This is a genomic window from Pseudomonas sp. R4-15 (assembly GCF_055768815.1).
In genome coordinates this window covers 2,844,978-2,870,670 of record NZ_CM147293.1, presented here as the reverse complement: position 1 = coordinate 2,870,670, position 25,693 = coordinate 2,844,978, and the positions used below count along the sequence as shown (strand labels likewise).

The 25,693-nt window shown below is 64.3% G+C and carries 26 protein-coding genes; 16 read left to right on the top strand and 10 right to left on the bottom strand.

What is annotated here, in order from left to right:
• Positions 1-58: 58 nt before the first annotated feature.
• Entirely contained in the window at positions 59-2,095 is a 2,037-nt protein-coding gene (locus tag ACYRGX_RS13755) for an oxidoreductase (RefSeq protein WP_473053030.1), read from the bottom strand.
• 176 nt (positions 2,096-2,271) lie between these two features.
• Here ACYRGX_RS13755 and ACYRGX_RS13750 point away from each other — a divergent pair, with 176 nt between their 5' ends.
• Positions 2,272-3,207: a hydrolase gene (locus ACYRGX_RS13750; RefSeq protein ID WP_473053029.1), complete on the top strand. Its 936-nt coding sequence runs from the start codon at positions 2,272-2,274 to the stop codon at positions 3,205-3,207.
• Positions 3,204-4,241 carry an AraC family transcriptional regulator gene (locus ACYRGX_RS13745; RefSeq protein WP_473053028.1) on the top strand — a complete coding sequence of 346 codons (1,038 nt, stop codon included), beginning with the start codon at positions 3,204-3,206 and terminating at the stop codon, positions 4,239-4,241. The genes ACYRGX_RS13750 and ACYRGX_RS13745 overlap by 4 nt, the downstream gene beginning before the upstream one ends.
• A gap of 16 nt (positions 4,242-4,257) precedes the next feature.
• Here the strand turns inward: ACYRGX_RS13745 and ubiT are convergent, their stop codons facing one another.
• From ubiT to ubiU, 3 genes are read right to left on the bottom strand one after another with little or no spacing between them, the layout of a single operon-like run.
• Entirely contained in the window at positions 4,258-4,731 is a 474-nt protein-coding gene (gene ubiT / locus ACYRGX_RS13740; protein WP_473053027.1) for a ubiquinone anaerobic biosynthesis accessory factor UbiT, read from the bottom strand.
• Complete coding sequence (locus ACYRGX_RS13735; protein WP_473053026.1) at positions 4,725-5,612, bottom strand: U32 family peptidase; 888 nt, start codon at positions 5,610-5,612, stop codon at positions 4,725-4,727. The genes ubiT and ACYRGX_RS13735 overlap by 7 nt, the downstream gene beginning before the upstream one ends.
• A gap of 14 nt (positions 5,613-5,626) precedes the next feature.
• On the bottom strand, positions 5,627-6,622 hold the full coding sequence (gene ubiU / locus ACYRGX_RS13730) for a ubiquinone anaerobic biosynthesis protein UbiU (RefSeq protein ID WP_473053025.1): 996 nt from the start codon (positions 6,620-6,622) through the stop codon (positions 5,627-5,629).
• A 443-nt stretch (positions 6,623-7,065) separates the two neighbouring features.
• On the opposite strand from ubiU, the gene ACYRGX_RS13725 reads away from it, so the two are divergent.
• From ACYRGX_RS13725 to ACYRGX_RS13690, 8 genes are read left to right on the top strand one after another with little or no spacing between them, the layout of a single operon-like run.
• Entirely contained in the window at positions 7,066-8,244 is a 1,179-nt protein-coding gene (locus tag ACYRGX_RS13725) for a PepSY-associated TM helix domain-containing protein (RefSeq protein WP_473053024.1), read from the top strand.
• Complete coding sequence (locus ACYRGX_RS13720) at positions 8,241-8,774, top strand: thiamine pyrophosphate-binding protein (RefSeq protein WP_473053023.1); 534 nt, start codon at positions 8,241-8,243, stop codon at positions 8,772-8,774. The genes ACYRGX_RS13725 and ACYRGX_RS13720 overlap by 4 nt, the downstream gene beginning before the upstream one ends.
• Before the next feature lie 11 nt (positions 8,775-8,785).
• Positions 8,786-9,094, top strand: a complete 309-nt coding sequence (locus ACYRGX_RS13715; protein WP_473053022.1) for a hypothetical protein — start codon at positions 8,786-8,788, stop codon at positions 9,092-9,094.
• Positions 9,091-9,639, top strand: coding sequence for a DUF6162 family protein (locus ACYRGX_RS13710; RefSeq protein WP_473053021.1), 549 nt, complete (start codon positions 9,091-9,093; stop codon positions 9,637-9,639). Before ACYRGX_RS13715 ends, ACYRGX_RS13710 begins: the two co-directional genes overlap by 4 nt.
• A 20-nt stretch (positions 9,640-9,659) precedes the next feature.
• Positions 9,660-10,559 (top strand): metal ABC transporter solute-binding protein, Zn/Mn family, encoded by a 900-nt coding sequence (locus ACYRGX_RS13705; protein ID WP_473053020.1) that lies wholly within the window; start codon positions 9,660-9,662, stop codon positions 10,557-10,559.
• On the top strand, positions 10,556-11,293 hold the full coding sequence (locus tag ACYRGX_RS13700; RefSeq protein WP_473053019.1) for a metal ABC transporter ATP-binding protein: 738 nt from the start codon (positions 10,556-10,558) through the stop codon (positions 11,291-11,293). Before ACYRGX_RS13705 ends, ACYRGX_RS13700 begins: the two co-directional genes overlap by 4 nt.
• A complete protein-coding gene (locus tag ACYRGX_RS13695; protein WP_473053018.1) occupies positions 11,286-12,167 on the top strand; it encodes a metal ABC transporter permease in 882 nt (293 codons plus the stop codon). Before ACYRGX_RS13700 ends, ACYRGX_RS13695 begins: the two co-directional genes overlap by 8 nt.
• Positions 12,164-13,039 carry a metal ABC transporter solute-binding protein, Zn/Mn family gene (locus ACYRGX_RS13690; protein ID WP_473053017.1) on the top strand — a complete coding sequence of 292 codons (876 nt, stop codon included), beginning with the start codon at positions 12,164-12,166 and terminating at the stop codon, positions 13,037-13,039. Before ACYRGX_RS13695 ends, ACYRGX_RS13690 begins: the two co-directional genes overlap by 4 nt.
• A gap of 2 nt (positions 13,040-13,041) precedes the next feature.
• Here ACYRGX_RS13690 and ACYRGX_RS13685 read toward each other — a convergent pair whose 3' ends face one another.
• Complete coding sequence (locus ACYRGX_RS13685; protein ID WP_473053016.1) at positions 13,042-13,500, bottom strand: Rrf2 family transcriptional regulator; 459 nt, start codon at positions 13,498-13,500, stop codon at positions 13,042-13,044.
• 126 nt (positions 13,501-13,626) lie between these two features.
• On the opposite strand from ACYRGX_RS13685, the gene ACYRGX_RS13680 reads away from it, so the two are divergent.
• On the top strand, positions 13,627-14,517 hold the full coding sequence (locus ACYRGX_RS13680; RefSeq protein ID WP_473053015.1) for an NAD(P)/FAD-dependent oxidoreductase: 891 nt from the start codon (positions 13,627-13,629) through the stop codon (positions 14,515-14,517).
• 165 nt (positions 14,518-14,682) lie between these two features.
• Here the strand turns inward: ACYRGX_RS13680 and ACYRGX_RS13675 are convergent, their stop codons facing one another.
• Complete coding sequence (locus ACYRGX_RS13675; RefSeq protein WP_473053014.1) at positions 14,683-15,405, bottom strand: dienelactone hydrolase family protein; 723 nt, start codon at positions 15,403-15,405, stop codon at positions 14,683-14,685.
• A 1,000-nt stretch (positions 15,406-16,405) separates the two neighbouring features.
• Between ACYRGX_RS13675 and ACYRGX_RS13670 the strand changes: the two genes are divergently transcribed.
• The 5 genes from ACYRGX_RS13670 (at position 16,406) to ACYRGX_RS13650 (ending at position 22,540) form a co-directional block, all read left to right on the top strand.
• A complete protein-coding gene (locus ACYRGX_RS13670) occupies positions 16,406-19,870 on the top strand; it encodes a hypothetical protein (RefSeq protein ID WP_473053013.1) in 3,465 nt (1,154 codons plus the stop codon).
• 502 nt (positions 19,871-20,372) lie between these two features.
• Positions 20,373-20,654, top strand: a complete 282-nt coding sequence (locus ACYRGX_RS13665) for a hypothetical protein (protein ID WP_473053012.1) — start codon at positions 20,373-20,375, stop codon at positions 20,652-20,654.
• A gap of 1 nt (position 20,655) precedes the next feature.
• Positions 20,656-21,096: a GNAT family N-acetyltransferase gene (locus ACYRGX_RS13660; RefSeq protein ID WP_473053011.1), complete on the top strand. Its 441-nt coding sequence runs from the start codon at positions 20,656-20,658 to the stop codon at positions 21,094-21,096.
• Positions 21,097-21,476: 380 nt separating this feature from the next.
• Positions 21,477-22,181 (top strand): YebC/PmpR family DNA-binding transcriptional regulator, encoded by a 705-nt coding sequence (locus ACYRGX_RS13655; protein ID WP_473053010.1) that lies wholly within the window; start codon positions 21,477-21,479, stop codon positions 22,179-22,181.
• Positions 22,182-22,195: 14 nt separating this feature from the next.
• Complete coding sequence (locus ACYRGX_RS13650) at positions 22,196-22,540, top strand: YajD family HNH nuclease (RefSeq protein ID WP_473053009.1); 345 nt, start codon at positions 22,196-22,198, stop codon at positions 22,538-22,540.
• A 46-nt stretch (positions 22,541-22,586) separates the two neighbouring features.
• Here ACYRGX_RS13650 and ACYRGX_RS13645 read toward each other — a convergent pair whose 3' ends face one another.
• The 4 genes from ACYRGX_RS13645 to earP all read right to left on the bottom strand — a co-directional run bounded on the left by ACYRGX_RS13645 (position 22,587) and on the right by earP (position 25,573).
• Positions 22,587-23,273 carry an LrgB family protein gene (locus tag ACYRGX_RS13645; protein ID WP_473053008.1) on the bottom strand — a complete coding sequence of 229 codons (687 nt, stop codon included), beginning with the start codon at positions 23,271-23,273 and terminating at the stop codon, positions 22,587-22,589.
• Positions 23,270-23,623 carry a CidA/LrgA family protein gene (locus tag ACYRGX_RS13640; RefSeq protein WP_473053007.1) on the bottom strand — a complete coding sequence of 118 codons (354 nt, stop codon included), beginning with the start codon at positions 23,621-23,623 and terminating at the stop codon, positions 23,270-23,272. The genes ACYRGX_RS13645 and ACYRGX_RS13640 overlap by 4 nt, the downstream gene beginning before the upstream one ends.
• 187 nt (positions 23,624-23,810) lie before the next feature.
• Entirely contained in the window at positions 23,811-24,377 is a 567-nt protein-coding gene (gene efp / locus ACYRGX_RS13635) for an elongation factor P (protein WP_473053006.1), read from the bottom strand.
• Positions 24,378-24,448: 71 nt separating this feature from the next.
• A complete protein-coding gene (gene earP / locus ACYRGX_RS13630) occupies positions 24,449-25,573 on the bottom strand; it encodes an elongation factor P maturation arginine rhamnosyltransferase EarP (RefSeq protein WP_473053005.1) in 1,125 nt (374 codons plus the stop codon).
• Between the last annotated feature and the right edge of the window lie 120 nt (positions 25,574-25,693).

Sequence of the window (25,693 nt, the reverse complement as noted above, 5' to 3'; positions counted from 1 at the left end):
TGGCAGCAGTGGCGCGAGGAGCCGAATCAACCTGCGATGGGGCGCATCGCGATCAGGATCACAGCGCCGCCGCCACCCGCGAGCCCTGGTCGATGGCGCGCTTGGCGTCCAGTTCCGCGGCGACGTCGGCGCCGCCGATCAGTTGCACCGGCAGGCCGGCGTCTTGCAGCGCGTCGTACAGCTCGCGGCGCGGTTCCTGGCCGGCGCAGACGATGACGGTGTCCACCGGCAGTACCTGGGGTTCCCCGCCGTTGATACGCAGGTGCAGGCCGGCGTCGTCGATCTGCAGGTATTCCACGGCATTGACCATGTGCACGCCACGGTTCTTCAGTTCGGTGCGATGAATCCAGCCGGTGGTCTTGCCCAGGCCGTCGCCGACCTTGCCGGTCTTGCGCTGCAGCAACCAGACCTCGCGGGCCGCGTCGGGGTGTTCGGCATGCTGGCCTTCCACGCCACCACGGGCGTTGAGACTGCTGTCGATGCCCCAGGTGCGCCAGAACGCTTCACGGTCGAGGCTGACCGACGGGCCGCTCTGGGTAATGAATTCGCTGACGTCGAAGCCGATGCCGCCGGCGCCGATCACCGCGACGCGTTGACCGACCGGCTTGCGTTCGAGCAGTGCGTCCAGGTAACCGATGACCTTGGGATGCTCGATCCCGGGAATCGCCGGCACACGCGGGGTGACACCGGTGGCCAGCAGCACTTCGTCGAAGCCCTCATCGCGCAGTAGCGCCGCATCGGCGCGGGTGTTCAGGCGCAGCTCGACGCCGGTGACCTCCAGGCGCCGGCGGAAATAGCGCAGGGTCTCGTGGAACTCTTCCTTGCCGGGAATCCGCTTGGCCACGTTGAACTGCCCGCCGATGGCATCGCTGGCGTCGAACAGGGTGACCTGGTGACCGCGCTCGGCCGCCACCGTCGCTGCGGCGAGGCCCGCCGGGCCGGCGCCGACCACCGCGATGCGCTTGGACTGGGCCGCCGGTGCGTAGACCAACTCGGTCTCGTGGCAGGCACGCGGGTTCACCAGGCAACTGGTCAGCTTGCCGGCAAAGGTGTGGTCCAGGCAGGCCTGGTTACAACCGATGCAGGTATTGATCTCGTCGCTGCGGCCTTCGGCGGCCTTGGCGACGAAGTGCGGATCGGCGAGGAACGGACGCGCCATCGAGACCATGTCCGCATCGCCCTCGGCGAGTACCTGCTCGGCGACCTCCGGGGTGTTGATGCGGTTGGTGGTGATCAGCGGAATGCCGACCTCGCCACGCAAACGGGCGGTGACCTTGGCGAAGGCGGCGCGCGGCACCGAGGTGGCGATGGTCGGGATGCGCGCCTCGTGCCAGCCGATGCCGGTGTTGATCAGCGTTGCGCCCGCGGCCTCCACCGCCTTGGCCAACTGCACGATTTCCTCCCAGTTACTGCCGCCGTCCACCAGATCGAGCATCGACAGGCGATAGATGACGATGAAGTCCGACCCGACCGCCTCGCGTACCCGACGCAGGATTTCCAGCGGCAGGCGGATGCGATTCTCGTAGCTGCCGCCCCACTGGTCCGTACGCCGGTTGGTGCGCGCAGCAATGAACTGGTTGATGAAGTAGCCTTCCGAGCCCATCACCTCGACGCCGTGGTAGCCGGCGCTGCGGGCCAATGCGGCGCAGCGGGCGAAGTCGTCGATCTGCTTCTGGATGCCCGCCTCGTCCAATTCTTGCGGCGTGAACGGGTTGATCGGCGCCTGGATCGCCGAAGGCGCGACCAGCTTGGGGCTGTACGCATAGCGACCGGCGTGGAGGATCTGCAGGCAGATCTTGCCGCCAGCCTCGCGCACCGCCTCGGTAACGACCCGATGGCGTGCAGCCTCCTCTTCATTGGTCAGCTTGGCAGCTCCCGCTGCCACGCAGCCCTCTTCGTTCGGCCCGATGCCCCCGGTGACCATCAACCCCACACCGCCTCGAGCCCGCTCGGCGAAATACGCCGCCATCCGCTCGAAGCCGCCGGGCCGCTCCTCCAGGCCGGTGTGCATGGAGCCCATCAGCACACGGTTCTTCAGGGTGGTGAACCCCAGATCGAGCGGGGCAAGCAGATGGGGGTAGCGGGCGCTGGACATGCTGTGACCTCTTCAGAACCTTCACGGTGGCGCCTCGCCGATCAGTGCCGCGAGGCTTTGTGTGACTGACGATAAGGGGGGCTCGCTGAGGCCTCAATGATCCCAATGGACAACTTAATGCCCCAACCGCACAACACCGCTGGCAATCATCGCGGCACCGCCCTAACCTGTGCGCCATGAAAATCAGAGTCCTTCTCGCGCTCGTGGTGCTGGCGCTCGTCACCGGCAGTGCCCTCTTCCTGCACTGGGCTGGCCAGCGACCGCCCGCGCGCTACCTGTCCGACCTGCGCAACGAAATTTATCCCGCCCAGGCCAGCTCCGCAGAGCAGGCGCATTTGTTGCTGCTGCGTCCGCAACTGTTCCCCCTCGACTACCAGACCCCCCGGCATCTGCAGCTCAAGCTGGTGGCCGCGCTGGACCGGGCGCGGGATGCCGGCCTGCTGCGTGGGCAGACCCTGGTGGTGCTGCCCGAGCACGTCGGCACCTGGCTCATCGCGGTGGGCGAGAAAGCCGAGTTCTATCGCGCCGACGACCGCCAGGAAGTGCGTGACTGGCTGCTGTTGGGCAATCCGCTGCTCGCCGCCCGGGTGCTGCTGCACAACCTCGATGCCCGCCGCCTGGACGAGGCCCTGCTGCGCATGAAGGCGCCACGCATGGCGCGGGATTACCAGCAGCTGTTCTCCGACCTGGCACGGCGCTACCAGGTGACCCTGCTGGCCGGATCAATTCTGCTGCCAGCGCCTACGCTGCCGAAAGGCCAGTTGCAGGCCGGGGACGGCGAGCTGCGCAATCTCAGCCTGGTGTTCGCGCCGGACGGCCAGGTGCTGCAACTGTTCAGCGAACCCTGGCCCTGGCGATCCGGCGCGCCACAGCAGGAACTGGAGTTCGCCGGTCGCCGGCTGGTGGTCGAACGCGACTGGGACGCGGGCTTTCCACGCAGCCGGGTACGCCTGCCGGATGGCAGCCTCAGTCCGTCGCTGTTCCTGCGGGGCAAGCTGGCGTGGCCGATCGGTGGCGCCCCCCGGCATGTCGAGCTGACGCCGCACAAGGCGCCGCAGGCCGGCTCCGCCCCCGGGTCCCACCTCCTGGTGTATCCGCTGGGGACACCATGAGCGGCCCCCGACTGCGCCTGGGCGATCTCTCGGTCGGTTTCGTGCAGAGCCTGGCCGAGGCGCTGCGCCAGCGAGGCCATGATCCCGAAGCCTTGCTCGCCGATTATGGACTCAGTGCCGAGCGTCTTGCCGAACCCCAGGGGCGGTTGTCGATCCCGCGCTACATGCGCCTTGGCCACGCGGCCATCAAGCGTGTCGGCGATCCGGCACTGGGCCTGCAGATCGGTCGTCTGGCGCGCCTGGAACAGCTTGGCCTGGCGGGCGTCTGCGCCGCGCAGGCACCGGACCTGGGTAGCGCGGCGCAGGTCCTGGTGCGTTTCGAGCCCCTCTACGCGAGCAACTACCGTGGCAACAGCAGTCTGCTCGAAGACGCCGACGGCGCTTGGCTGCAGTTCTATTCGATCGCACCCTACAACGACTACAACCGCTTCGTAGTGGATTCGCTGCTGGCCGGTTGGCTGAATCAACTGAGCGATCTCGCCCAGCACGACTTGACGCCGGAACGGGTGCAATTCGAGTTTCCCGCCCCCGCACAAGCGGCGCGTTATGCCGAGGCGTTCGGTTGCACGGTGGAGTTCGCCGCCCCCGCCAATCGCCTGCGCTTGAGCCGGGCGCAACTGGCGCTGGCGAATCCCCGTCACTGCCCGAGCACCTGGGCGCATATGCAGGCCTTGTGCGAAGCGCAATTGCAGCGCCTGACCCACACTCGCAGCCTGAGCGAACGGGTGATCGCCTGTCTGGGTCCCTTGCTGATCGGTGGGGAACCGGACCTGGAACACATCGCCACGCAGCTGCGGCTGCCGCCCTGGACGCTGCGCCGCAAGCTCGCCGAGGAAGGCAACGGCTTTCGCCAGTTGCTCAACGACACGCGCCGCGACCTGGCTACCGCGTACATCCGCGACACCGACCTGAGCTTCGGGGAAATCGCCTACCTGCTCGGCTTCGCCTCCGCCGAGGCCTTTCAACGGGCCTTCCGCCGCTGGTGCGGCGAGCCGCCGGGTGCGTTCCGTCGCGCCCAGCGCCGCAGCGCCTGAGTCCGTCTGCAACGCGTTACGAACGCGCTGCGAGCAGCTCTCCGCTGTGCTGCAGGTGTTGCCAGAACCACGCCGGCAGGCTGTCCGGGTCCAATGCATCGATGAGGTTCTTTACCGCCAGCCCCAGCTCGGTATCGCCCTCGATCACCAACCGACGGCGAAAGAACAGTGTGTCCGGGTCCTCCTGGCGACTGGCGAGCAACAGGAAGTCGCGCCAGTTGCCGCTGATGCTCGCCTCCACCGGCGCCTGTGCCTGGATCGCCAGGCGCCCCCCGCGACAGGTCAGGTTCCAGCCCAGCCCCAGGTCTGCGACCTGCAAGCGCAACCAGCGCCCTTCCAGCACCTCGAAGGCACCCTCGGCCAGGGGCACCGCGAGCAGGCGGTTGAGTGACTGTTCCAGCGCCAGGCGTTGCGCCGCGAAGGGCACGTAGCTGGCCAATGGCAGCAAGCGTTCAGCGGCATCGAGTAGCAGTCGATCAAGGCTCAACATGTCGCCAGCTCCATCGACAGCATCCCGGGACGGCCATGCCAGTAACCGTTGCAGCCGTCGATATGGATCGGTGGCTGGGCGCCGCAACGTACCGCGTCGAAGGCGCGCACCGTTTCGGCCATGCCCTGGGCACGCGGGCTAAGGCGTAGCAGATCGACGCCAGCAGCCTGCAACCGCGGGTAGTCGGCCAGCAGGTTGGTGATACGCCCGGAGAGCGTCTGGATGCCGTTGAGGGTGAAGAGCAACTCGCCCTCCTGGCTTTTAACCTCGATGCCCTCGGGGTAGTCGCGGCAGCAGAAGCGGCAATCGTCCTTGGGCCGGTTCTCCGCGCGGGCGCTGAAGCAGCGCGCGGAATAGGCTAGCGGCAGATGGCCGTACGCGAATACCTCCAGCTCGGGCTTGGCCAACTGCTGCGCGTCGAGTTCTTCGAGCACCTGTGCGAGCAGCTCACCGGAGCATTCCACCGGCGGCACCCAACGGCGCAGGCCATAGCGCTGCAGTTCCACCAGCGCCTGGGCGTTGTAGAGGTTCAGCGCGGGGCCGGCGACAAAGGGCAGCCGCCGCTCAGCAAGCAGCTGTACGGCGCCCATGTCGTTCGCCTCCACCTGGAATTCGCCGTTCTCGCAGAGCCGGCGCAGGCTGGCCAGTTCTGAACCCGCCTCGACCAGCGCCAGGCTCGACAGCACCACCTCGCCGATCCCGGCCTGGCGCAGTTCGCGGCCCATGCCGATCCAGTCGTCCAGACGCAGTTCGCGGCGCTTGGCGCAGACCGTCTCGCCCAGGTACACGACGTCCAACGGCAGGCTCGACATTTCTTCATAGAACGCCAGTTGGCAGGTCTTTTCCCAATAGAACAACAGTGGCCCAAGACTCAATTTCACGTGCACGTCCTTATCTATTGCCAGGCGCGGTGGTAAGCGCCCAGGGTCGTCTGGCTGCCTTCGGACAGCGTCGCCAGGGCCTGTCGCCAGCCCGGCTGCACCACATAGCCCTGCGGCTCGCGAGCCTGGGCGTCGAGGGCGGCACGCCAGACGCGGGTGACCTGCTCGACGTAGGCAGGACTGCGCTGGCGGCCTTCGATCTTCACCGCCGCGATGCCGATCTGCGCCAGTTCCGGGACCAGTTCCAGGGTGTTCAGGCTGGTCGGCTCCTCCAGCGCGTGAAAGCGCTGGCCTTCGACCATGAAGCGTCCCTTGCACAGGGTCGGGTAGCCGGCGGCCTCGCCCTCGGCATAGCGATCGATGAGCACCCCATTGAGCCGCGCGGCCAAGCCGCTGGGCTCCTGTACCCAGCGCACCGCGCGGGCCGGCGAGCAGACGCCGCAGAGGTTCGGCGACTCGCCGGTGAGATAGGAGGAAAGATGGCAGCGGCCCTCGGCCATGATGCACAGGCTGCCGAAGGCGAAGACTTCGAGCGGAACCGGCGTACGCTCGGCCAGTTGCCGGACCTGTGCCAGCGAAAGGACCCGCGGAAGTACGGCGCGGCGTATTCCGTACTGTTCGTGATAGAAAGACAGTGCCGCGGGATTGGTCGCCGAGCCCTGCACCGACAGGTGCAGCGGCAGCTTCGGATGGCGCCGCGCGGCGTAACCCAGCACGCCGATGTCCGCGCCGATCAGCGCATCCACGCCCAGTTCGGCCGCACGATCCACCGCCGCCTGCCAGCGCTTCCAGGCGCCGGGCCGGGCGTAGGTATTGACCGCCACATAGAGCTTGCGCCCCTTCTGCCGAACCAGCTCCAGCGCGCTTTCCAGTTGCCCCCCGTCGAGGTTGAGACCGGAAAAGTGACGCGCATTGGTGTCGTCGCGAAAGCCCACGTAGACCGCGTCCGCGCCCTGGCGCAAGGCGGCCTTCAACGCGGGCAGACTTCCCGCGGGACAAACCAACTGCATGGGTGACTCCTATCCGAGGCCCCGACCGGGGCGGCGGCAGGACTCTAGGACGGCGCCGGCGAAGGGGTCTTGATCGACATCAAGCCGCTCCCGCTCCCCTGCCGCGACATCGCGCAGCACTCCGACGGGCGCCGGAGCGTCACGAAGCAGGACCAGCGATCCGCCTATGGAGCTGCGCAGCCCCCGTAACAGCGGGCTGCGCAGAGCTCGCCAGCGTTTGAGAAATATCCAGTTACTTCTTCCCGGTAGGCCCAGCGCGCCACAACGGTGCACCCTGCGGCGCGCTGCTGAACGCAAATCACTATTTTTTTCACCAGCGGTTGCGGGTTTTCCATTGCTCATCCGTCTCTGTAGCTGAGAGACGTTGATCGGGGCGGCGTCCGGCATTCGCGCGCGCAGCCCGCAACGGCATTGCACACTACCCCTGGAAGCCATTTCTACCCATGTCGAAGAAGTCCAAATCCAGACTCTGGTTCCTGGTGCACAGTTGGCTGGCACTGCCGGTCTGGTTCTTCCTGCTGATCATCTGCGTAACCGGCACACTGGCGGTGGTCAGCCAGGAGATCGTCTGGCTGGCCAATCCGGAAATCCGTGCCAGCAAACCCGAGGATGGCGCTCGCGAGTTGAGCTTCGGGCAACTGCTGGCGCGGGTGCGCGAGCAGCGCCCGGAACTGGTCGTGCAGTCGCTGAGCAAGCCCGGCGAGACGCACTTCGCCGTCAGCGCCCGCGCCACCTATCCCGATGGCAGCAGCAAGACGCTCTACGTCAACCCGTACAGTGGCGATATCCAGGGCGTCAGTCCGAACTTCGACTTCCGCCAGTTCACCCGCGCCCTGCACGGCTGGTGGCTGGTGCCCTTCACCCATGGCTTCAGCTGGGGCTGGTACCTGGTCAGCCTGATGGGCCTGCCGATGCTCGCCTCGCTGATCACCGGCCTGGTGGTCTACAAGCGCTTCTGGAAAGGCTTCTTCAAACCGCGCCTGCGCATCAGCCAGGGCGCCCGGATCTTCTGGGGCGACTTCCATCGCCTGTCCGGCATCTGGTCGATCTGGTTCATTGCGGTGATTTCCATCACCGGCACCTGGTTCCTCATCCAGGCGATCCTCGGCGACACCCAGGTGACCCTCTCGACCCGTGGCGCGCCGCCGATCATCAGCCGCGAGGACGTTCCGCTGACCGACGGCGTACCGGCGCCGCGCATCCCGCTGGATCTCGCCGTGGACATCGCCACCGGTGAGATCAGCGGCCTGACCGCGAGCTTCGTCAGCCTGCCGCAGATCGCCTACGGGCATTTCGAGATCGGCGGCCGTGGCTGGTACCCGTTGATGTTCCAGGAAGCGCTGGTGAATCCCTACAGCGGCAAGGTGGACGAGTCCTGGCTGCTCGCCGACCGTACGCCGGTGGAGTTCGTCACCGAGTCCATGCGTCCGCTGCACACCGGAGACTTCGGTGGGCTGTGGGTGAAGATGATCTGGTTCGTGTTCGGCCTGCTGCTGTCGATGATGGTGCTCAGCGGCCTGCTGATCTGGAGCAAGCGCACCGCCCAGGCCACCGCCGCCGTGCTGCGCAAGCAGGCAAAACAAGCGCCGGTGCGCGCTGAACTGCTGGAGGGCCAGCCATGAGCCGCGCCGCCGCCGTCACGCCTTCGAGCCCACTCGCGCGCTGGTGGCAGCGCTGGCGCTTCCATCTCAACGTACTGCTGGTGCTGATCCCGCTGGGCTTCATGCCGCGCTATTTCCAGGACGTGGCGCTGTTCCGCGGTGACTCCGGCCTCGGCCAGGGCACGGAGCGCCAGTTGCAGGTCGGCCCCTACTCCGTACGCATCGCCGAGACCCGCCTTTTCCCACCGCTGCGCGAGGGCGAGGCCGGCTACCGCAAGCTGGTCAGCGCGGCGCTCTGCGACGGCTGTGGCGAGCAGGTGCGCGCCACCTACGTACGCGTCGGCAAACCGCGCAACCTGCGCACCGCCGGCTCCATTTTCTTCGGCAGCCCCTATCGCATGGTGGCCAGCCTCGCGGTGCCCGAGCACCCGCGTGGCGCCAGTGACCTTTGGGTCACCATCGAGACCTGGGACGGCAGACTCCACCAGGCCTCGCTGCCCCTGGCCACGCTGTCGCCCGTCACCGCCGACTGGCTGGAACAACGCAAGTGAGGAACCGTCCCATGCAACTGCGCTCCGCCCTCTGGCTGCTCTGCGCCCTGGCGCCCGCGGCCTTCGCGCACAACCCGGTGTGCCAATGCGAGAACGTCGACGACACCCACGTACGCTGCACCGGAGGTTTCTCCGACGGCAGCCCGGCTGCCGGTGTGACACTCGACGTGATCGGTTACGACGAGGAAATCATCGTCCCCGGCAAGCTCGGCGACGACTCCACGCTGACCTTCGAGCGCCCGGCCGACGAGTTCTACGTGCTGTTCGACGCCGGCCCCGGCCACGTGGTCGAGATCGACCACACGGAGATCGAGCCTTGACCACCCAGGTCGTGCGTCCCGCCGGGGCTGGCCACGAGACCCTGCAGGTGGCGTTGCTGGCGCTGCTCATCGCACTGCTCGCCGGCCTCGCGGTGCTCTGGCACCGCACGCCGTACGCAGAACCACAGCTGGCCGCCGACGGCATCGATGCGCGCCGGGATCTGAACGCCGCCGAACAAGGCATCCATGCCGACCTGCTGGCACTGGCCGAGGAGTTCGCCTTCCTGCGCGAGAACGGCGAGCCGCTGCCCAGTGCCCAGCAACTGGCCGAGGACGGTTTCCCGCCGTTCATCGCCGACGCCGGTGCGGCACGCCGCGGCGCCCACCACTGGACGCAGTTACCCGGAGGCGACGCCTACTACGGTGCCACCAGCGATCCGGCCGTAGCCGGCAGCTTCCTGCTCAAGGCGACCGACGAGCTGCAGGTCTGGCTGTTCGCCGGCGCGCCGCAAGCGCCCTCTTCCCCCGACCCTCATGCGCTGATCGAGGCCGGCTGGCGAAGAGTCATCACCCAGTACGACGCCGGCGTCACCCGCGACCACTGAACCGACCCAGGAACCCCCCGATGATGTTGCACCGACTGTTGCCGGCCCTGCTGCTGGCCCTGCTCGCGCCGCTGTCCCAGGCCCAGGACAAGCTGCGCATCGGCATCACCCTGCACCCCTACTACAGCTACGTGACGAACATCGTCGGCGAGCGCGCCGAGGTGATTCCGATGATTCCCGCCGGTTTCAACCCGCACGCCTACGAACCACGCGCCGAGGACATCAAACGCATCGGCACGCTGGACGTGGTGGTGCTCAACGGCGTCGGCCACGATGACTTCGCCGAGCGCATGATCGCCGCCAGCGAGAAGCCGGACCTGCCCCTGATCGAGGCCAACGCCCAGGTGCCGCTGCTCGCCGCCACCGGGCAGGCTGCGCGCAGCGCCGGCAAGGTAGTCAATCCGCACACCTTCCTGTCGATCAGCGCGTCCATCACCCAGATCAACCAGATCGCCCGCGAGCTCGGCAAGCTCGACCCGGACAACGCCGCCTTCTACCGCGACAACGCTCGCGCCTACGCCAAGCGGCTACGGCAGATGCGTGCCGATGCCCTCGCCCAACTGGCCGACGCCCCCGGCGCCGACCTGCGCGTGGCAACCATCCACGGCGCCTACGACTACCTGCTGCGCGAGTTCGGCCTGGAAGTCACCGCGGTGGTCGAACCGGCCCACGGCATCGAACCCAGCCCCAGCCAGTTGAAGAAGACCATCGACCAGTTGCGTGAGCTGGACGTGCAGGTGATCTTCTCCGAGATGGACTTCCCCTCGGCCTACGTGGACACCATCCAGCGCGAGTCCGGCGTCCGCCTCTACGCGTTGACGCACATTTCCTACGGCGACTATCGCCCGGAGAAATTCGAAGAGGAGATGCGCCACAACCTCGACACGGTGGTTCGCGCGTTCAAGGAAAACCGCACATGAGCCCGACGCCGCGCGGCCCGGCGATCCGCTTCGAGCACGTCGGCCTGACCCTCGGTGGAACCGAGATCCTGCGTGACATCAGCCTGCAGGTGCGCGCCGGCAGCCTGCACGCGCTGGTCGGCCCCAACGGCGGCGGCAAGAGCTCGCTGTTGCGCACCCTGCTCGGGCAAATGCCGCATCGCGGCGAGGTGGCGCTAGACTGGCCGCAGGCGCCCGGCGCCATCGCCTACGTGCCCCAGGCGCTGGAATTCGACCGCGGCCTGCCGTTGACCGTGCTGGATTTCATGGCCGCGCTCTGCCAGCGACGCCCGGCCTTCTTCGGCGTCTCCCGCCAACAACGCGCGGTCATCGACGCGGCACTGCTGCGTGTGGGCATGCAGGACAAGCGCGAGCGACGCATGGGCGCGCTTTCCGGCGGCGAACGCCAGCGGGTGATGCTGGCCCAGGCGCTGATCCCGCAGCCGGACCTGGTGATCCTCGACGAACCCATGGCGGCGCTGGACGAGCCCGGCATGCGCGTGTTCGAGCGCCTGCTCGGTGAATGGCGCCAGGAAGGCGCGACGCTGCTCTGGGTCGAGCACGACCTGGGCGCGGTGGCGCGCCTGGCGGACCGTGTCAGCGGCCTGGATCGCCACCTGCTGTTCGACGAGGAACCGCGCACAGCGCTGGCCCCCGAGCGCCTGCTGGGGCTGTTCTCGCGCAGTGCCGCGCACCTGGAGGTCGCCCATGCTTGAGTGGTTGCATGGCCTCGCCCTCGAGGTACTGCCCGGCGCGCTGGCCTACGGCTTCGTGGTCAACGCGCTGCTCGCCGGCCTGCTGATCGGCCCGGTGCTCGGCGGCCTCGGCACCCTGGTGGTGGTCAAGCGCTTCGCCTTCTTCTCCGAGGCCGTCGGTCACGCCGCGCTGACCGGCGTGGCCATCGGCATTCTGCTCGGCGAGCCCTATTCGGCGCCCTATGGCGCGCTGTTCGGCTACTGCCTGCTGTTCGGCGTGCTGCTCAACTACCTGCGCAACCGTACCGGGCTGACCCCGGACACGCTGATCGGCGTGTTCCTCTCGGTGTCCTTGGCGATCGGCGCGAGCCTGCTGTTGCTGCTCGCCGGGCGCATCAACATCCACATCCTGGAGAACGTGCTGTTCGGCTCGGTGCTCACCGTCGATGGCCGCGACCTCGCCGTGCTGGCGAGCATCGCCGCGCTCGCCGTGGTGCTCGCCCTACCGCTGTACAACCGGCTGATGCTGGCCAGCTTCAACGCCCAGCTCGCCACCGTGCGCGGGGTTCGGGTGAAGCTGCTGGACTACCTGTTCGTGATGCTCATCGCCGCCGTCACCGTGGCCGCCGTGAAAGTCATCGGCGCCATCCTGGTCGGTGCGCTGCTGGTGATTCCCGCCGCTGCCGCGCGCCTGGCCAGCCGCTCGCTGCGCGGCTTCTTCTGGCTCTCGGTGCTGATCGCCAGCGTCTCGGCGATAGCCGGCATCCTGCTGCCGATCCTCTTCGAACTGCCGGTGCCCTCGGGCGCGGCCATCATCATCGTCGCCGGCATCGCCTTCGCCCTGGCCGCGGTCGCGCGCAACGTTCTGCCCAGCCTCAGAGGAAACATCGGATGATCCGTCGCCTGTCCGCCGCCCTGCTCGTCTGCGCCGCCTGCAGCGCCCCCCTGCATGCCGCGGGCAAGGTGCTCGCCGCATTGCCGGTGACCTACGGCCTGGGCGAAGCCTTGCTGGCACAGACCCACGTACAACTCGAACGCGCCGCGCCCGAACGGCTGCCCGCCAGCCGCCAGCCGTCCTACTTCTTCGGTCGCGGGGCCGCCTCGCTGCAGGAAGCCGCCGCGGATGCCGATGCCGTGCTGGTGCTGCGCTCGATCTGGCCGCAGGACCCGCTCTACCCGCTGGCCCGCCGCAGCAACCTGCGCATCGTCGAGATCGATGCCGCGCGCCCGGTGGATGGCGCCCTGCCCGGCATCGCCCTGCAAGCCGAGGAAGGCGATACCCTCGCTCGCCAGCCGTGGCTGGCACCGAGCAACCTCGGACGCATGGCCGACATCCTCGCCGCTGACCTCGTACGCCTGTCGCCGCCGGACGCCGAGCGCATCGAGGCCAACCTGGCGCAGTTCAAGCAGCGTGTGCTCAAGCTGACCGCCGATGCGCAGATGCGCCTGGCCCAAGCCGACGTGCTGACCGTCAGCGACCTCTCCGGTGGCTTCGACTATCTGATCGACGGCCTGCAACTCGAACGCATCCCGCTCAGCGGACCCAGCGCCGAGGGCTGGAGCGAGGACGATCTGGCGCAGTTGCGCAGCGAACTTGAAGACAACGACGTGGCCCTGGTGCTCGTCGCGCAGCCGCCGAGCCCCGACGTCCGCTCGACCATCGAAGCCGCGGGCAGCAAGGTTCTGCAACTTCAAACCGAACACCAGGGGCCGCTACAAGAGCTGGAGTCCCTGAGCGAGCAGTTGCTCAACGCATTGGCAGGCTGAACCTACCCAGGCTCTTTCCCGAGGGCGCAATGGCCTGCGAGTTCGTAGCGCTGCTCGAAATCATCGGCGAGCTGCTGCAAGCTCACCTTCCCCAGGCGCTCGAGCAGTAGCGCCTGGGCGGCATCGAAGGCGTCCTGCAACACCGTGTTCACCGCTTGCTCGACCAAGCATTCAGGGTGATCGGTAGACAGGCCGATGGCGAAGATCGATGACGAACCCAGCGCCAGATGCACATCCAGCAAGGTGATCTCGGCCAATGGCTTGGCTAATGACCAGCCTCCGCGGTGGCCCTTGTCCGAACGCACGTAGCCTTGCTCTTTTAGCAGCGCCATGGTCCTGCGCACGACCACTGGATTGGTTCCCAACATGTGCGCCAAGGTCTCGGAGGTGGTCGGCAGATCGTGCCGCGCCATGTGGATCAGCACGTGCAGCATGCGCGACAAACGCGTGTCGTTTCTCATCGCTAAAACTCAACGTCGGAGGCGCCGAGTATCGCTTGAAACTACGAAAGTTACGAGACTATTGACACACCCACTCACGCAACTTAGCTTGTTTCGAGAAAACCCGAACGCATGCGAGGTGAGAGTGTGATTCATGATGTGATCATCGTTGGCGGCAGCTATGCCGGTCTTTCGGCCGGCCTTCAGCTCGCCAGAGCGCGTCGCAACCTACTGGTAATCGATGCCGGTCTGCGACGTAATCGGTTTGCCGAAGCCTCCCATGGATTCCTCGGGCAAGACGGCATCGACCCCGGTGTGATCGCCGCGCAAGCCAAGCAGCAATTGCTCGCCTACCCGAGCGTACGTTGGCACTCAGGAACCGCTAACGCGGCGCTCAAAGAGCAAGGGCTGTTCGCCGTCAGCACTCAGGAGGGTGAAACCTTCCGCGCACGCCGGTTGATCCTGGCGGGCGGAGTCAGCGACGAACTCCCCGCACTTCCCGGGCTCGTCGAGCGCTGGGGGCGCCAGGTTTTTCATTGCCCCTATTGTCACGCCTACGAACTCGATGGCGGTGCGATTGGCGTGCTGGCCAGCACACCCTTGGCGATACATCAGGCGCTCATGCTGCCCGATTGGGGACCCACGACACTGTTTCTGAACGGTGCATTCGAGCCCGACTCAGAGCAATTGCAGAAACTGCGAAGCCGTCGGGTCACACTGGAGCACGAACGGGTCCTGTCACTGGACGGGGAGCCGCTGCAGGTCCGCTTGGCGGACGGCCGTTCGGTGCAGCTTGCCGGCCTGTTTACCCAGCCACGCACGCACCTGCGCAGTCCGGTGGCCACGCAGCTGGGTTGCGTGCTCGAGCAAGGGCCGACCGGTGAATTCATCCAGGTTGATTCGATGACCCGAGAGACCAGCGTGGCTGGCGTCTTTGCCTGCGGCGACGCGGCCATGCCCGCGGGCAATGTCGCGATCAGCGTAGGTGAAGGAGCACGCGCGGGAAGCGCCGCTCATCAATCGCTGATTTTCCGCTGAGCCCAAGCAGCGGCTCCCTCGCAGGAGGCACTGTTGCCAGTTAAACGAAGACTTCTTCGAACAAAGGGTACATGGCCGTTGAATGAGCTGGAGAGCTGATACACCGCCCATAAAAAACCCCTGTTCCATTCGGAACAGGGGCTCTCTTGAGCCGTCACCTGAAACTCAGGCAAACACCTCGTCGAACAGCCGGTACATGGCCGTGAAGGCCAGGCCGGAAACGCGTTCGTCGTACTGCATCTTGCCCGGCACCTGGGCGTGCGGATCGGTGAACGAGTGCGCCGCGCCGGCGTAGCTCACCAACTGCCAATCGACATTGGCGCCCTGCATCTCGGCGACGAAGGCCGGCAGCTGCGCGCGATCCACCAGCGGGTCGATGGCGCCGTCGAGCACCAGTACCTTGCCGCGAATGTTCGCCGCTTCCGCCGGATCGGTCGCATCCAAGGTGCCGTGGAAAGACACGAACGCCTTCAGCTCGGCGCCGATGCGCGCCAGATCCAGCGCACAGCAACCACCGAAGCAGAAGCCGAACGCCGCCATACGCGCCAGGTCGATGGGCGCGGAACCGGCATGCCCATGCAGCGCCTCCAGCGCAACGCTCATGCGGCGGCGCAGCAGCGCGCGGTCATTCTTCAACGGCATCATCGCCGCCAGTGCCTCGTCGGCGTTTTGTGGACGCACGCCCTGGCCGTAGACGTCGGCAACCATCACCACGTAGCCCTCGGCCGCGACCTTGCGCGCCATGGCCTTGGCCGCATCACTCACGCCCATCCAGTTCGGCGCCATCAGCAGTCCAGGCCGCGCCTCGCCCCCCTCGGCATACACCAGCCAGCCCTCGAACGCCTGACCACCCTCGGAATAAGCGACGCCCTGTTCGATGAATTGCATGCGATAACCTCCGCGCAGGAAAAAAGAGCGACAGTCTACCGCCCCACCCCGCGCCCCGGACAAGCGCCTGCGGGGGCGACAGGTGATAGAAAGGCGTGGCGGAACGCTCGTTCTCAAGCAGATTCATGGTGCCAGCAAGGCTGGTTAGCCATTTTTCGTGTCGGATTTGCTGCTTGGGAGTACTGAAGCGGCAAATGAGAAAGTAACGCTAGAGCGCTCCAAGCCTGTAGAGGGAGGCATAAAAGCAGCTCCAATTGTTTTGAGAGCAAAGACGTTCGGACAGGCAATTCAAAGGGTGAATTCGATCAGCGGGTCGTTAGCAGCGCTTGGGGACGGGGAGCTTTCGGCCAGAAGCAGTCATCCAGGTTTCCAAGCAGTGGCGCCGAAGACAACCAGCCTCACCACGTGGAGGGTTCTACCGGCCAGAGATGAATACCCGGAGGACTCTGGATTTCCCAGCTTGGTTTGCAGCCATGCTAGCCGGATGGAACCAACCCTCAACTATTTCGTCTTGCCAGTCCTTGCTGTGTCAAAAGGCCTTCAGGCTATAAGCTAAGGTCTCAGTCAGCCTGACGCCCCCGCTAAAATGCACACACTATTTCACGTAGATACAGCGGACATAAAAGCTCTGAGCGACGAGCAAGCGCGCGCACTGATCGCAAGATTGTGTCGGGCTGAGATTCGCAAACACGGTGGTTCCGAGTCGGCCGTCACCTGGGGTGGCGATCAAAGAGCAAAAGATGGAGGGGTGGACGTCAGGGTAGCGATAAATCCGCCACTGGGGATATCTGGCTATCTACCCAATGACAACACAGCCTTTCAGGTAAAGGCCGAGGTGTACCCCCCCAGCAAGATACCTGGGGAAATGGCGCCCAAGGGAGTGCTAAGGCAAGCAATACGCGACCTCGCTATGACTAAAGGAAGTTACGTCATCGCCGCGACGCGAGACGACACCTCCGAGTCCGCTCTCAATCTTCGACTCAATGCAATGAGAGATTGCTTGTCGGCCAACGGCCTCGGCTCCTTGCCGCACATTGCCTTCTATGACGCGAGAAAGATTGCAGACTGGGTCGAGCAACACCCAGCGATCGTTGCCTGGGTAAAACACCAGCTAGGCAGGCCACTTGTGGGTTGGCGCCCATACTCGGGATGGGCATATCAAGAGACGACCGTCGACTCCGAATATCTGATCGATGATCGAGTCAAAGTGTTCACGCCTGACTCAGAGAAGGGCATTAATGTTTCGGCCGCCATTGATCGCCTGCGTATCGACTTGTCGAAGGGGGCAAGCGTACGCATTGTCGGCTTATCTGGCGTCGGCAAAACGAGACTGGTACAGGCGCTCTTCGATCCGCGCGTGAGGGCACATCAGGCTGCGCTGAGTGCTGACGACGTGCTGTACACGGACCTTTCAGATGGACCTTCACCTCAACCTTCAGCGATGCTCGACGCGCTGATTGTAGACGGAAGTCAGTGTGTTCTCGTCGTGGACAACTGCGGAGCTGACACTCATCAGAGGCTCACCGAGCTCCTGAAAAAGTCTGGCAGCAAGATAGGCTTGGTTACTGTTGAGTACGACGTTCGAGACGACTTACCAGACGCCACGAAGTGCTACCGTCTCGAAGGCTCCTCCGATGACGTAATCAAGCAGCTTCTTCAGCGACGTTATCCAGTCCTATCGCTCAGTGATGTCGATACGATCACCGCATTCTCAGACGGTAATGCTCGCGTCGCGTTTGCGTTGGCAGCGACGGTCACGACGACTGGTGAGTTGGCGCGGTTGCGAGACTCTGACTTGTTCAAGCGCCTGTTTCATCAGAAGAACGCCGAGAGTGAAGATCTCCTCAGCTGCGCGGAAGCGGCCAGTATCTTGTACTCGTTCGACGGCGAGGACTATGGGCCTGGTTCAGAGCTCAACAAAATTGCCGCTGTTGCTGACGTTTCATTGATCACCCTACAGCGAAAAGTGGTGGATCTACAGCAAAGAGGTCTCGTACAGGCGCGTGGAAAATGGCGTGCTGTTTTGCCACACGCGATTGCCAATCGACTTGCAGCCCAGGCACTAGAAGCGATACCCAAATCGCAGATCGTGAGTATCTTTGTCGATACCGCGACCGAACGTGTTGCCCGGTCGTTCTCGCGGCGACTTGGTTACCTACATGAAAGCGCAAAAGCCGCCGAACTCATACGGGACTGGCTCTCGCCATCTGGGCGTTTTGGCGACCTAACGACTCTCAATGACATTGGCCATGAGATCTTTCACAACATTGCGCCTGTATCCCCAAAGATCGCCCTAGCGGCGATTGTACGGGCTGCTAATGTCCCTAGCTTCCTTTCGGGCGAAAACAGCAAGCGTGCTGAGTATGCGAATACGTTGAAAGCCATCGCGTTCGAAGAAGAAGACTTCGATATGGCCGCCGATATTCTCGTCCGGTTTGCCTTGCTGGACCCTAAGGAAAATGGGGGGCACGAATCTATTGTTGAAATTTTGAAGTCTCTGTTTTTCTGTGTGCTATCAGGCACGAATGCCCCCCCTAATCAAAGGGCAGAGTTCGTCATAAAACTGCTTAAGTCTGGCGATGCCGAGCGAGAGCAGTTGGGGCTGTTGCTGCTCGATGCGGCGCTTGAGGCAAGGTATTTTACCTCCGTGAGCAGATTCGATTTCGGAGCTCGAAAGCGGAGCGAGGGATGGGCTCCGGAATCCCGATTAGATGTTGAGGCGTGGTTTATGCCGTTCCTCCGCATGGCACTCGACATTGGTAAGCAGAAGTCCGACCTTGCTGAAAGTTGCAGATCTATTTTTGGTCGACGCTTAAGAGGACTTTGGCTTGGCACGAGTCTGAGGCCAGAAGTTTGTGCAGCCGTAAAAGAACTGGCTTCAGTCATGAGCTGGCCGCAAGGTTGGTTGGGAGTCAAAAGCATCCTTCGCCATGACTCGGGCAAATGCGATGAGGCAGTTCAGAACGAGCTGCGCGAGTTGGTGGAGCTTCTCAAACCGAAGACTATACCAGACATGATTCGAGCTCGACTTCTAGACTCGAACCATTTCGACCTGGATCTTGATGGCGATGATGCAGATCAGCTCAATAAAACTACTAGTGAGCGAATCCGCAGATCAAACCAGGCCCTGGAGGAGCTTGGGGAGACTGCTGCCACCATCGACGGCCTTGTCTTGGAATTACTCCCGCAATTGATCTCAACCAAGTCAGGAGCCAATGCATTTCCTTTCGGGGTTGGCGTTGGAAAACAGATTGCGGACCCTAGATGGATTTTGGATGCGGCTAAGGAACATATCGCCAACGCTACGCCCGGGGCCGTCGGTGTCTTGTTCCTACGCGGCTTGATCAACGGCTGGCATCACGCATCTCCCGCTTGTACCGAGGAGTTCCTCGACAGCGCGGTGACTGATGCAGTTTGGGTCAAGTGGATCATGGACCTTCATTGCGGACCGCTGAACCAAGCGGCTTACAATCGAATCCACCGATCAATCAAGGCTGGAAATACTCCCGCCTGGCAATACTCCTATCTCGGGATGGGCAGACAAACCGACTCGTTCTCTGTTGAAGAGATTGGCGAGTTACTTTACGCGATAGCACTGCTACCCAATGGAGGTGCTGTGTTTCTCGACGTCCTCTCTATGGTCGTCCACTGCGCGTCAGATCACGATGACGCGTATAAGGAGTCTCTCGCGATAACCTGCCTGAATCTTCTGCGCTCAGCCGACTTGGAAAAGGTTCTTGGGGATCCCGCCAATAGCGGTTACCACATTGAGAGCATATTGGAGTTTTCGCTGAAGCGATTCGCTTCTTCCGAAGCAGCGCTGGAGGTGTTGAACGGTCTAGTTACCTTTGCGCGCACGATGGAAATTAGTTATTCCGCTAGAGATGCCATCAAAGGCGCCATCTCGCTGTTCCTCAGGCACATGCCGCGACAAACGCTCGACGCGATCTATGTTCCCGGCGAGGAAGCCTACTCCCGTCAGATGTCGCCGGTGATTGGGCGCCCTTACAGTGATCGGAAGGAGACAGCTCTGAGCGTTGTCCCTGTAGACGTATTGGTCGATTGGTGTAATGCCTCGCCGCCTGATCGTTACGTGTTCGCGGCGCGGAGCTGCAAGCTATTCGACACCCGAAGTCGAGCAAGTGAAGACAATACCAATATCGACTCTGCGGACGATTCTGAGCTGGTTATTTCGGATGCTGCGCTCGCTGTGCTCACTAATGCTCCTGATAAGAAGGCTGTAATCGAAGCCTATTTGAAGCGATTTACGCCTTCTGGCTGGTCCGGGTCTTTGGCCGAAATCCTGAAGAAACGGATTCCGCTGCTCGATGCTCTGAGTCTCGGTAACGAGGAACAGCTGAAGCCAGTATTGGCGACAGCTAGAGCGAGCCTCGAACGAAGAATCGCAGCGGAAGAGCTTCGAGAGGACGAAGAGGAGCGCGAGCGTACTGGGAGCTTCGAATAGTCTAGCCCGACGCCCCCATCGGCCGGTAACTGCCCGCCCTAACCGGCAGCTATTGACCGATATCTGCCTTTCATATGCCCTCGCTTCTAGATGCTACGAACTGGCCTCCCGTATCGAGTCATAGCGCGGGCAAAGCAGGTTGTCCTTACGCGAACGGCTGCCGGAGCACGCAGAAAGCACCGGGAATGTGATCGGCTGGCGATTTTGAAAAGGGGTGGTGGTTTCGACTTGAGCCGGCATGGGTGTTGGAACCGATGCGAGTACACCTCTGCCCTCAGCGCTGCACCGCGAGTATTGGCGATGGGTATCGGGGCCTAGCCCTCAACGCCATCCTACGGTGACGTAAGTTTGCTGATCCCCGTGAAGAAGCATGGGAAACCGCCCCAGGAAAGCATGACACATGGGTCGTTTTCATTAGCGATCACCGCCGTTATTCTCGGCAACGCCGGGCTGGTGGTTGAAGAGCGGCGACACTTTCTCGCTTCACGTCAGGGAAAACGACATGGACAAGCAGCAAGCTGAGGCGGTTGCCCAGGCGGTTCTGGAGCCCCATCTTCAGCGTCAGGCAGTAGGCCGCCGCAAGCGAGCGGCGCAGGCGCGCACCGAGCGTGTCGCCAGGATGCGCCGGCTGGGGTTATGGCTGATTCCTGTTGGCGGTGTAGCCGGCTCGCTGGTGTCTTACTTCGCAGGCCTGCGCCTGTTTGACGGGATCTGGCGCGGTGCCTTGGCCGGCGTGCTGCTGACGCAGGCAGTGGTCTGGCTGCGTACAGGGAGGCACCGGTGAGATGAACCAGCCTGCAGATGTCGGCATAGCGCTTTCCCTGGACAAGACGCGCCTGGATATCGACACCGTCCATGCCTTCCTGACTACCTCCACCTGGGCAGCCGGTATTTCCCGCGAGCGGGTGGCGATGAGCATCCAGAACAGCCTGTGCGCGGGCGCCTACGACGGCACGCGACAGGTCGGCTTCGCCCGCCTGGTGACCGACTTCGTCACCTTCGGCTATCTCTGCGATGTATTCGTGGACCCAGACTATCGGGGCCTTGGCCTGGGTCGGAAGCTCTCGGAGGTGCTGATGGAGGTGCCAGAGGTGCAGTCGTTGCGGCGCATCCTGCTGGCCACCACGACGGCGGCCTGGCTGTACGAGAAGATCGGCTTCACGCCGGTCAATCAGCCCAACCTGCTGTGGCAGATACACCGCCCGGATATCTATCAGCAGGACTGATCGTTCCCACGGGAACGTAGCCCATGGCGCACTGCGTCCGCTTTCGGGCCAGGCACGTCATGGGGTATCCGGCGGCGCACGGCGCGATGGGTATCGGGCTACGCCCTCAACGCCATCCTACGGGTGGGGTACTTTGATCGTTCCCACGGGAACGTAGCCCTGGGCGCACTGCGTCCGCTTTCAGGCCAGGCACGTCATGGGGTATCCGGCGGCGCACGGCGCGATGGGTATCGGGCTGCGCCCTCGACGCCATCCTACGGGTGGGGTGCGTAGAAAAATCGACGCCATCGCCGGCAGGCCCTAAGATCGTCACCCCGTCCGGTGGCGCGCGCTGTGTGCCGACCGGCCTCAATTCGCAGACGATCAAGAGAAGAGACGCCATGGGCGCACAGTGGAAAGCCAAGCATAAGGAAGCGGCCGCCAACGCCAAGGGGCGCGTGTTCGGCAAGTTGTCGAAGGAAATCATGATCGCCGCGCGCAGCGGCGCGGACCCGGACATGAATCCGCGCCTGCGCCTGGTGGTGGAACAGGCGAAGAAAGCCTCGATGCCGCGCGAGACCCTGGAGCGGGCGATCAAGAAAGGCGCCGGCCTGCTCGGCGAGAGCGTCAGCTACGAGCGCACCACCTATGAAGGCTTCGCTCCGCACCAGGTGCCGGTGATCGTCGAGTGCCTGACCGACAACGTGAACCGCACCGTGGCGGAGATTCGTGTGCTGTTCCGCAAGGGCCAGTTGGGCGCCTCCGGTTCGGTGGCCTGGGACTTCGACTACTGCGGGATGATCGAGGCGGCACCCACCTCCGCTGATGCCGATCCGGAGCTGGCCGCCATCGAGGCCGGCGCGCAGGACTTCGAACCTGCCGAAGACGGCGCCACCCTGTTCATCAGCGATGCCAGCGACATGGACAGCGTGTCCCGCGCGCTGCCGGAATTCGGCTTCACCGTGCAGGCGGCGCAGTTGGGCTATCGGCCGAAGAACCCGGTGAGCGGCCTGAGCGAGGAGCAACTGGCGGAAGTCGAGGCCTTCCTCGACGCCATCGACGGCCACGACGACGTGCAGAACGTCTACGTCGGCCTGGCCGGCTGAGTCGGAGTACACGCATGAGCAGCAACAAGCCGTACGTGCCCTATGCCCAGCGCGAGCAGGGCTATCGGGAAAAAGCGCTGAAGATGTACCCCTGGGTCTGCGGTCGCTGCGCCCGGGAGTTCTCCGGCAAGCGCCTGAGCGAGTTGACGGTCCATCACAAGGACCACAACCACGACAACAACCCGGAGGACGGCTCCAACTGGGAGCTGCTCTGCCTGTACTGCCACGACAACGAGCACTCGCGCTACACCGACAACCAGTACTTCGCCGAGGCCAAGCCTGGCGACAATGGCCCGAAGACCACCTTCAAGGGTCTGGCGGGCCTTGCCGACCTGCTGAAGAACGGCAAGCAGGACTGATGGGCGTGGGCGGTCGGCCCTGGCCCGGCCGCCTCCCCCCAACGCGCTAGCCGCCGAGCACCAGGGGCAGCGACAGCGCAGCGATGATGCCCCACAGGCTCATGCCCAGCGCCGCGAACGCGCCACACTCCTCGCCTTCGCTCATCGCATGGGCAGTACCGATGGCATGTGCATTGAGGCCATAGCTCAAGCCACGCGCCGCCGGATGCTCGACCTTCGCCCAGCCCAGCAACCCGGGACCGAGGGCGGCGCCGATGACACCGGTGATCATCACCATCACCGCCGCCAGCGAGGCCGTGCCACCGATCTGCTCGGCCACCGGCATGGCGATCGGCATGGTCGCGGACTTCGGTGCCATGCTCATCAGGACCGCCTGGTCAGCGCCCATTGCCCAGGCGATCGCCAGGGTCAGCACCACCGAAAGCACGCCACCGCACAGCAAGGTGACGAAGACCGGCCAGAACAGCTGGCGGATGCGCTTGATGTTGTGCTGCAACGGCACGGCCAGCGCTACCGTGGCGGGGCCGAGCAACCAGGCGATAGGCTGGGCGTTGGCGCGGTAGGTGTCGTAATCCACGCCACACAGCAGCAAGATGGGGACGATCAGCAGCATCGATACCAACACGGGCTGCAGGACCAACCATCCCGTGCGGCGAAAGAGCCAGGCGGCGATCAGAAACGCTGCCAAGGTGAGGGCCAAGGAAAACAGCGGCTGCTGCGCCAGCGCGCTCATCGCTTGCGCTCCTGGCGCCGCACGAGGGTCTGCAGCAACCAGCCGCAGAACGGCAGCGTAACCAGCAACGAAACCACCAGCGCCACGCCGATCACCGGCAACTGATCGAGCAGCAAGCTACCGCTGGTCATGATCCCAGAGACCGGCACTATGAGCAGCAAGGGCAGGTAAGGCAGCAGACCATTGGCAGCCTGCTGCAAGGATTCGGGCACGGAGCCGCGCCACATCAGCCAGGCCGAGAGCAGCAGCAAGCCGATGATGGCCGCCGGCAATTGCGGCAGCAGCCATTGATTGAGGGCCATGCCGCAGAGTTGCAACAGCACCAGCCAGAACACACCGCGAAGCATCATGGGGCACCTTTCTTGTTAGCGTGGCCTGCAAAGGCTGCTGCGGCCACGGAGGGCCGCCTACTATGCCCGCCGAAGGCTGCGCGAGACCAGAGGCAGAAAGGCTCGAGAAAAGCGGATCAGCAATGCCTGGGCATAAAAAAACCGGAGCCCTGGGGCTCCGGTTTCTTCGAGATCGCGGCGGTCTGGATCAGACCTTGGCGCGCGACTTGTACTCGCCGGTGCGGGTGTCGATCTCGATGTACTCGCCGATGTTGATGAACTCGGCCACCTTCAGCTCGTAGCCGTTGTTCAGCTTGGCGGTCTTCATGACCTTGCCGCTGGTGTCGCCACGTACGGCCGGCTCGGTGTAGGACACCTGGCGGACGATGGTGGTCGGCAGTTCGATGGAGATCACGCGGTCGTTGTAGAACACCGCTTCGCAGACGTCCTGCATGCCGTCTTCGATGAAGTTCAACGCGTCGCCCAGGTCTTCTTTCTCGACTTCGTACTGGTTGAACTCGGTGTCCATGAACACGTACATCGGGTCGGCGAAGTAGGAGTAGGTCACTTCCTTGCGCTCGAGGATGACGGGCTCGAATTTGTCGTCGGCCTTGTAGACGGTCTCGGTAGCCTGGTTGTTGAGCAGGTTCTTGAGCTTCATCTTGACGACGGCGGCGTTACGGCCGGACTTGTTGAACTCGGCCTTCTGGATGACCCAGGGTTCGCCGTTGATCAGGGCCACCTGGCCGGCACGGAATTCTTGTGCGGTTTTCATACGCGTATCCGAAAAAAGAGGGACGAAAAAACTGGCCCGGCATCATAGCCGCTTTACCGGCAAATTCACAGCTACGCGCGGTCGGCCTGTCCAGCGGCGAATGTCACCAGTTGCCGAGCCAGGTCCGCCTGCTGCGCCAGGGCCTCGCTCCAGCGCACGGCATGCGTCCGCCAGGCCGGCAGCTCGGGCAGCGCCGCACGCCACGCCTGGCGAATCTCGCCGTCGCCGTTCCAGGCTCGCTGCAGACCGGCCACGGCCTGCGCGACGGAGTCCGGCAGGTCTGCCAGGTAACGCGCGAGGAACGCGTCGAGTTTGTCCAGGTGGACGCCCTGCTCCTGCACGTAGATGTGCCAGAGCAGAGGCCGCGCGGCCCATTGCGCACGGACGAAGGAATCTTCACCGCGCACCAGGTTGAGGTCGCAGCTCCACAGCAGGCGGTCGTAGTCAGGCTGCGAGAGGAACGGCAGGCCGATGACCCGCAGTGCCCCCCGCGCATACTGCGACCCGACCGCCAGCGGTTCGCCAGCCCAGGCCGCGACAGCGTTCAGCGCGCGGCCTTCGGGCACCAGCAGCTCGACGGCAGGCTCGCCCTCCGCCAAGGCATCCAGCCAGCCGGCCAGTGCCGGATTGGCGTAGCAGAACAGCGAGAGCCTGAGTGCGTCGGGACGCAGAGGGCCGACGAGGCCGTGGAAAAACGCCGCCGGGGACAGACGGTCACGCGCGTCCAACAGCTCACGCTCGCGCACCAGTCCGCCGCTGGCGGCGCTGAAGCCGGGGAAGAAGAAGAACTTGCGCAGGCCATGGGGCTGCGGCGACGGCAGGCCGTGGCAACCGTCGATCCAGTCCTCGGCGCTGAGGTACTCAAGGTTCAGCCACAACGGCGGCGTGGCGCAGGCGGCCATGGCGGCGACATAGTCCTCTGGCAGCGTGCAGGCGAAGGCCTCGATCACCACCTCCGCCGGCCGGCACGCCTGCCAGTCGTTCCCCCAGCGGCACACCTCGACGCCCTCCAGCCATTGCCGCGCCTGCGTCACGTCCAGCGCCGGACAGAGCCGGGCGAAGGCACGCAGGTCGTCGCACCACAAGCGTACGGCCAGGCCATGCTCGCCCTGCAGCTGGCGCGCCAGGCGCCAGGTGACGCCGATATCGCCGTAGTTGTCGACGACGCTGCAGAAGATGTCCCAACGCGCGGCCATGAGCGGTCCTCCCAGATCGGCGCGCATGATCGACGCCGCAGGCGAGGCTGTCCAGCCGAGCATCGCCAAGTGCCCGGCGAGCATGCATCATGTGCGACCCTTAGCCGCTGCCGTTCCGCC

Excerpts from the sequence above, each read along its gene's own strand:
- ACYRGX_RS13720 (WP_473053023.1), top strand. The coding sequence starts at position 8,241 with ATGAGCCGCGCCGCCGCCGTCACGCCTTCGAGCCCACTCGCGCGCTGG.
- ACYRGX_RS13685 (WP_473053016.1), bottom strand. The coding sequence starts at position 13,500 with ATGAGAAACGACACGCGTTTGTCGCGCATGCTGCACGTGCTGATCCAC.
- ACYRGX_RS13700 (WP_473053019.1), top strand. The coding sequence starts at position 10,556 with ATGAGCCCGACGCCGCGCGGCCCGGCGATCCGCTTCGAGCACGTCGGC.
- ACYRGX_RS13650 (WP_473053009.1), top strand. The coding sequence starts at position 22,196 with ATGAGCAGCAACAAGCCGTACGTGCCCTATGCCCAGCGCGAGCAGGGC.
- ACYRGX_RS13755 (WP_473053030.1), bottom strand. The coding sequence starts at position 2,095 with ATGTCCAGCGCCCGCTACCCCCATCTGCTTGCCCCGCTCGATCTGGGG.
- ACYRGX_RS13660 (WP_473053011.1), top strand. The coding sequence starts at position 20,656 with ATGAACCAGCCTGCAGATGTCGGCATAGCGCTTTCCCTGGACAAGACG.
- ubiU (WP_473053025.1), bottom strand. The coding sequence starts at position 6,622 with ATGCAGTTGGTTTGTCCCGCGGGAAGTCTGCCCGCGTTGAAGGCCGCC.
- ACYRGX_RS13675 (WP_473053014.1), bottom strand. The coding sequence starts at position 15,405 with ATGCAATTCATCGAACAGGGCGTCGCTTATTCCGAGGGTGGTCAGGCG.
- ACYRGX_RS13665 (WP_473053012.1), top strand. The coding sequence starts at position 20,373 with ATGGACAAGCAGCAAGCTGAGGCGGTTGCCCAGGCGGTTCTGGAGCCC.
- ACYRGX_RS13645 (WP_473053008.1), bottom strand. The coding sequence starts at position 23,273 with ATGAGCGCGCTGGCGCAGCAGCCGCTGTTTTCCTTGGCCCTCACCTTG.
- ACYRGX_RS13750 (WP_473053029.1), top strand. The coding sequence starts at position 2,272 with ATGAAAATCAGAGTCCTTCTCGCGCTCGTGGTGCTGGCGCTCGTCACC.
- ACYRGX_RS13745 (WP_473053028.1), top strand. The coding sequence starts at position 3,204 with ATGAGCGGCCCCCGACTGCGCCTGGGCGATCTCTCGGTCGGTTTCGTG.
- ACYRGX_RS13640 (WP_473053007.1), bottom strand. The coding sequence starts at position 23,623 with ATGATGCTTCGCGGTGTGTTCTGGCTGGTGCTGTTGCAACTCTGCGGC.
- ACYRGX_RS13690 (WP_473053017.1), top strand. The coding sequence starts at position 12,164 with ATGATCCGTCGCCTGTCCGCCGCCCTGCTCGTCTGCGCCGCCTGCAGC.
- efp (WP_473053006.1), bottom strand. The coding sequence starts at position 24,377 with ATGAAAACCGCACAAGAATTCCGTGCCGGCCAGGTGGCCCTGATCAAC.
- ACYRGX_RS13725 (WP_473053024.1), top strand. The coding sequence starts at position 7,066 with ATGTCGAAGAAGTCCAAATCCAGACTCTGGTTCCTGGTGCACAGTTGG.
- ubiT (WP_473053027.1), bottom strand. The coding sequence starts at position 4,731 with ATGTTGAGCCTTGATCGACTGCTACTCGATGCCGCTGAACGCTTGCTG.
- ACYRGX_RS13715 (WP_473053022.1), top strand. The coding sequence starts at position 8,786 with ATGCAACTGCGCTCCGCCCTCTGGCTGCTCTGCGCCCTGGCGCCCGCG.
- ACYRGX_RS13695 (WP_473053018.1), top strand. The coding sequence starts at position 11,286 with ATGCTTGAGTGGTTGCATGGCCTCGCCCTCGAGGTACTGCCCGGCGCG.
- earP (WP_473053005.1), bottom strand. The coding sequence starts at position 25,573 with ATGGCCGCGCGTTGGGACATCTTCTGCAGCGTCGTCGACAACTACGGC.
- ACYRGX_RS13705 (WP_473053020.1), top strand. The coding sequence starts at position 9,660 with ATGATGTTGCACCGACTGTTGCCGGCCCTGCTGCTGGCCCTGCTCGCG.
- ACYRGX_RS13655 (WP_473053010.1), top strand. The coding sequence starts at position 21,477 with ATGGGCGCACAGTGGAAAGCCAAGCATAAGGAAGCGGCCGCCAACGCC.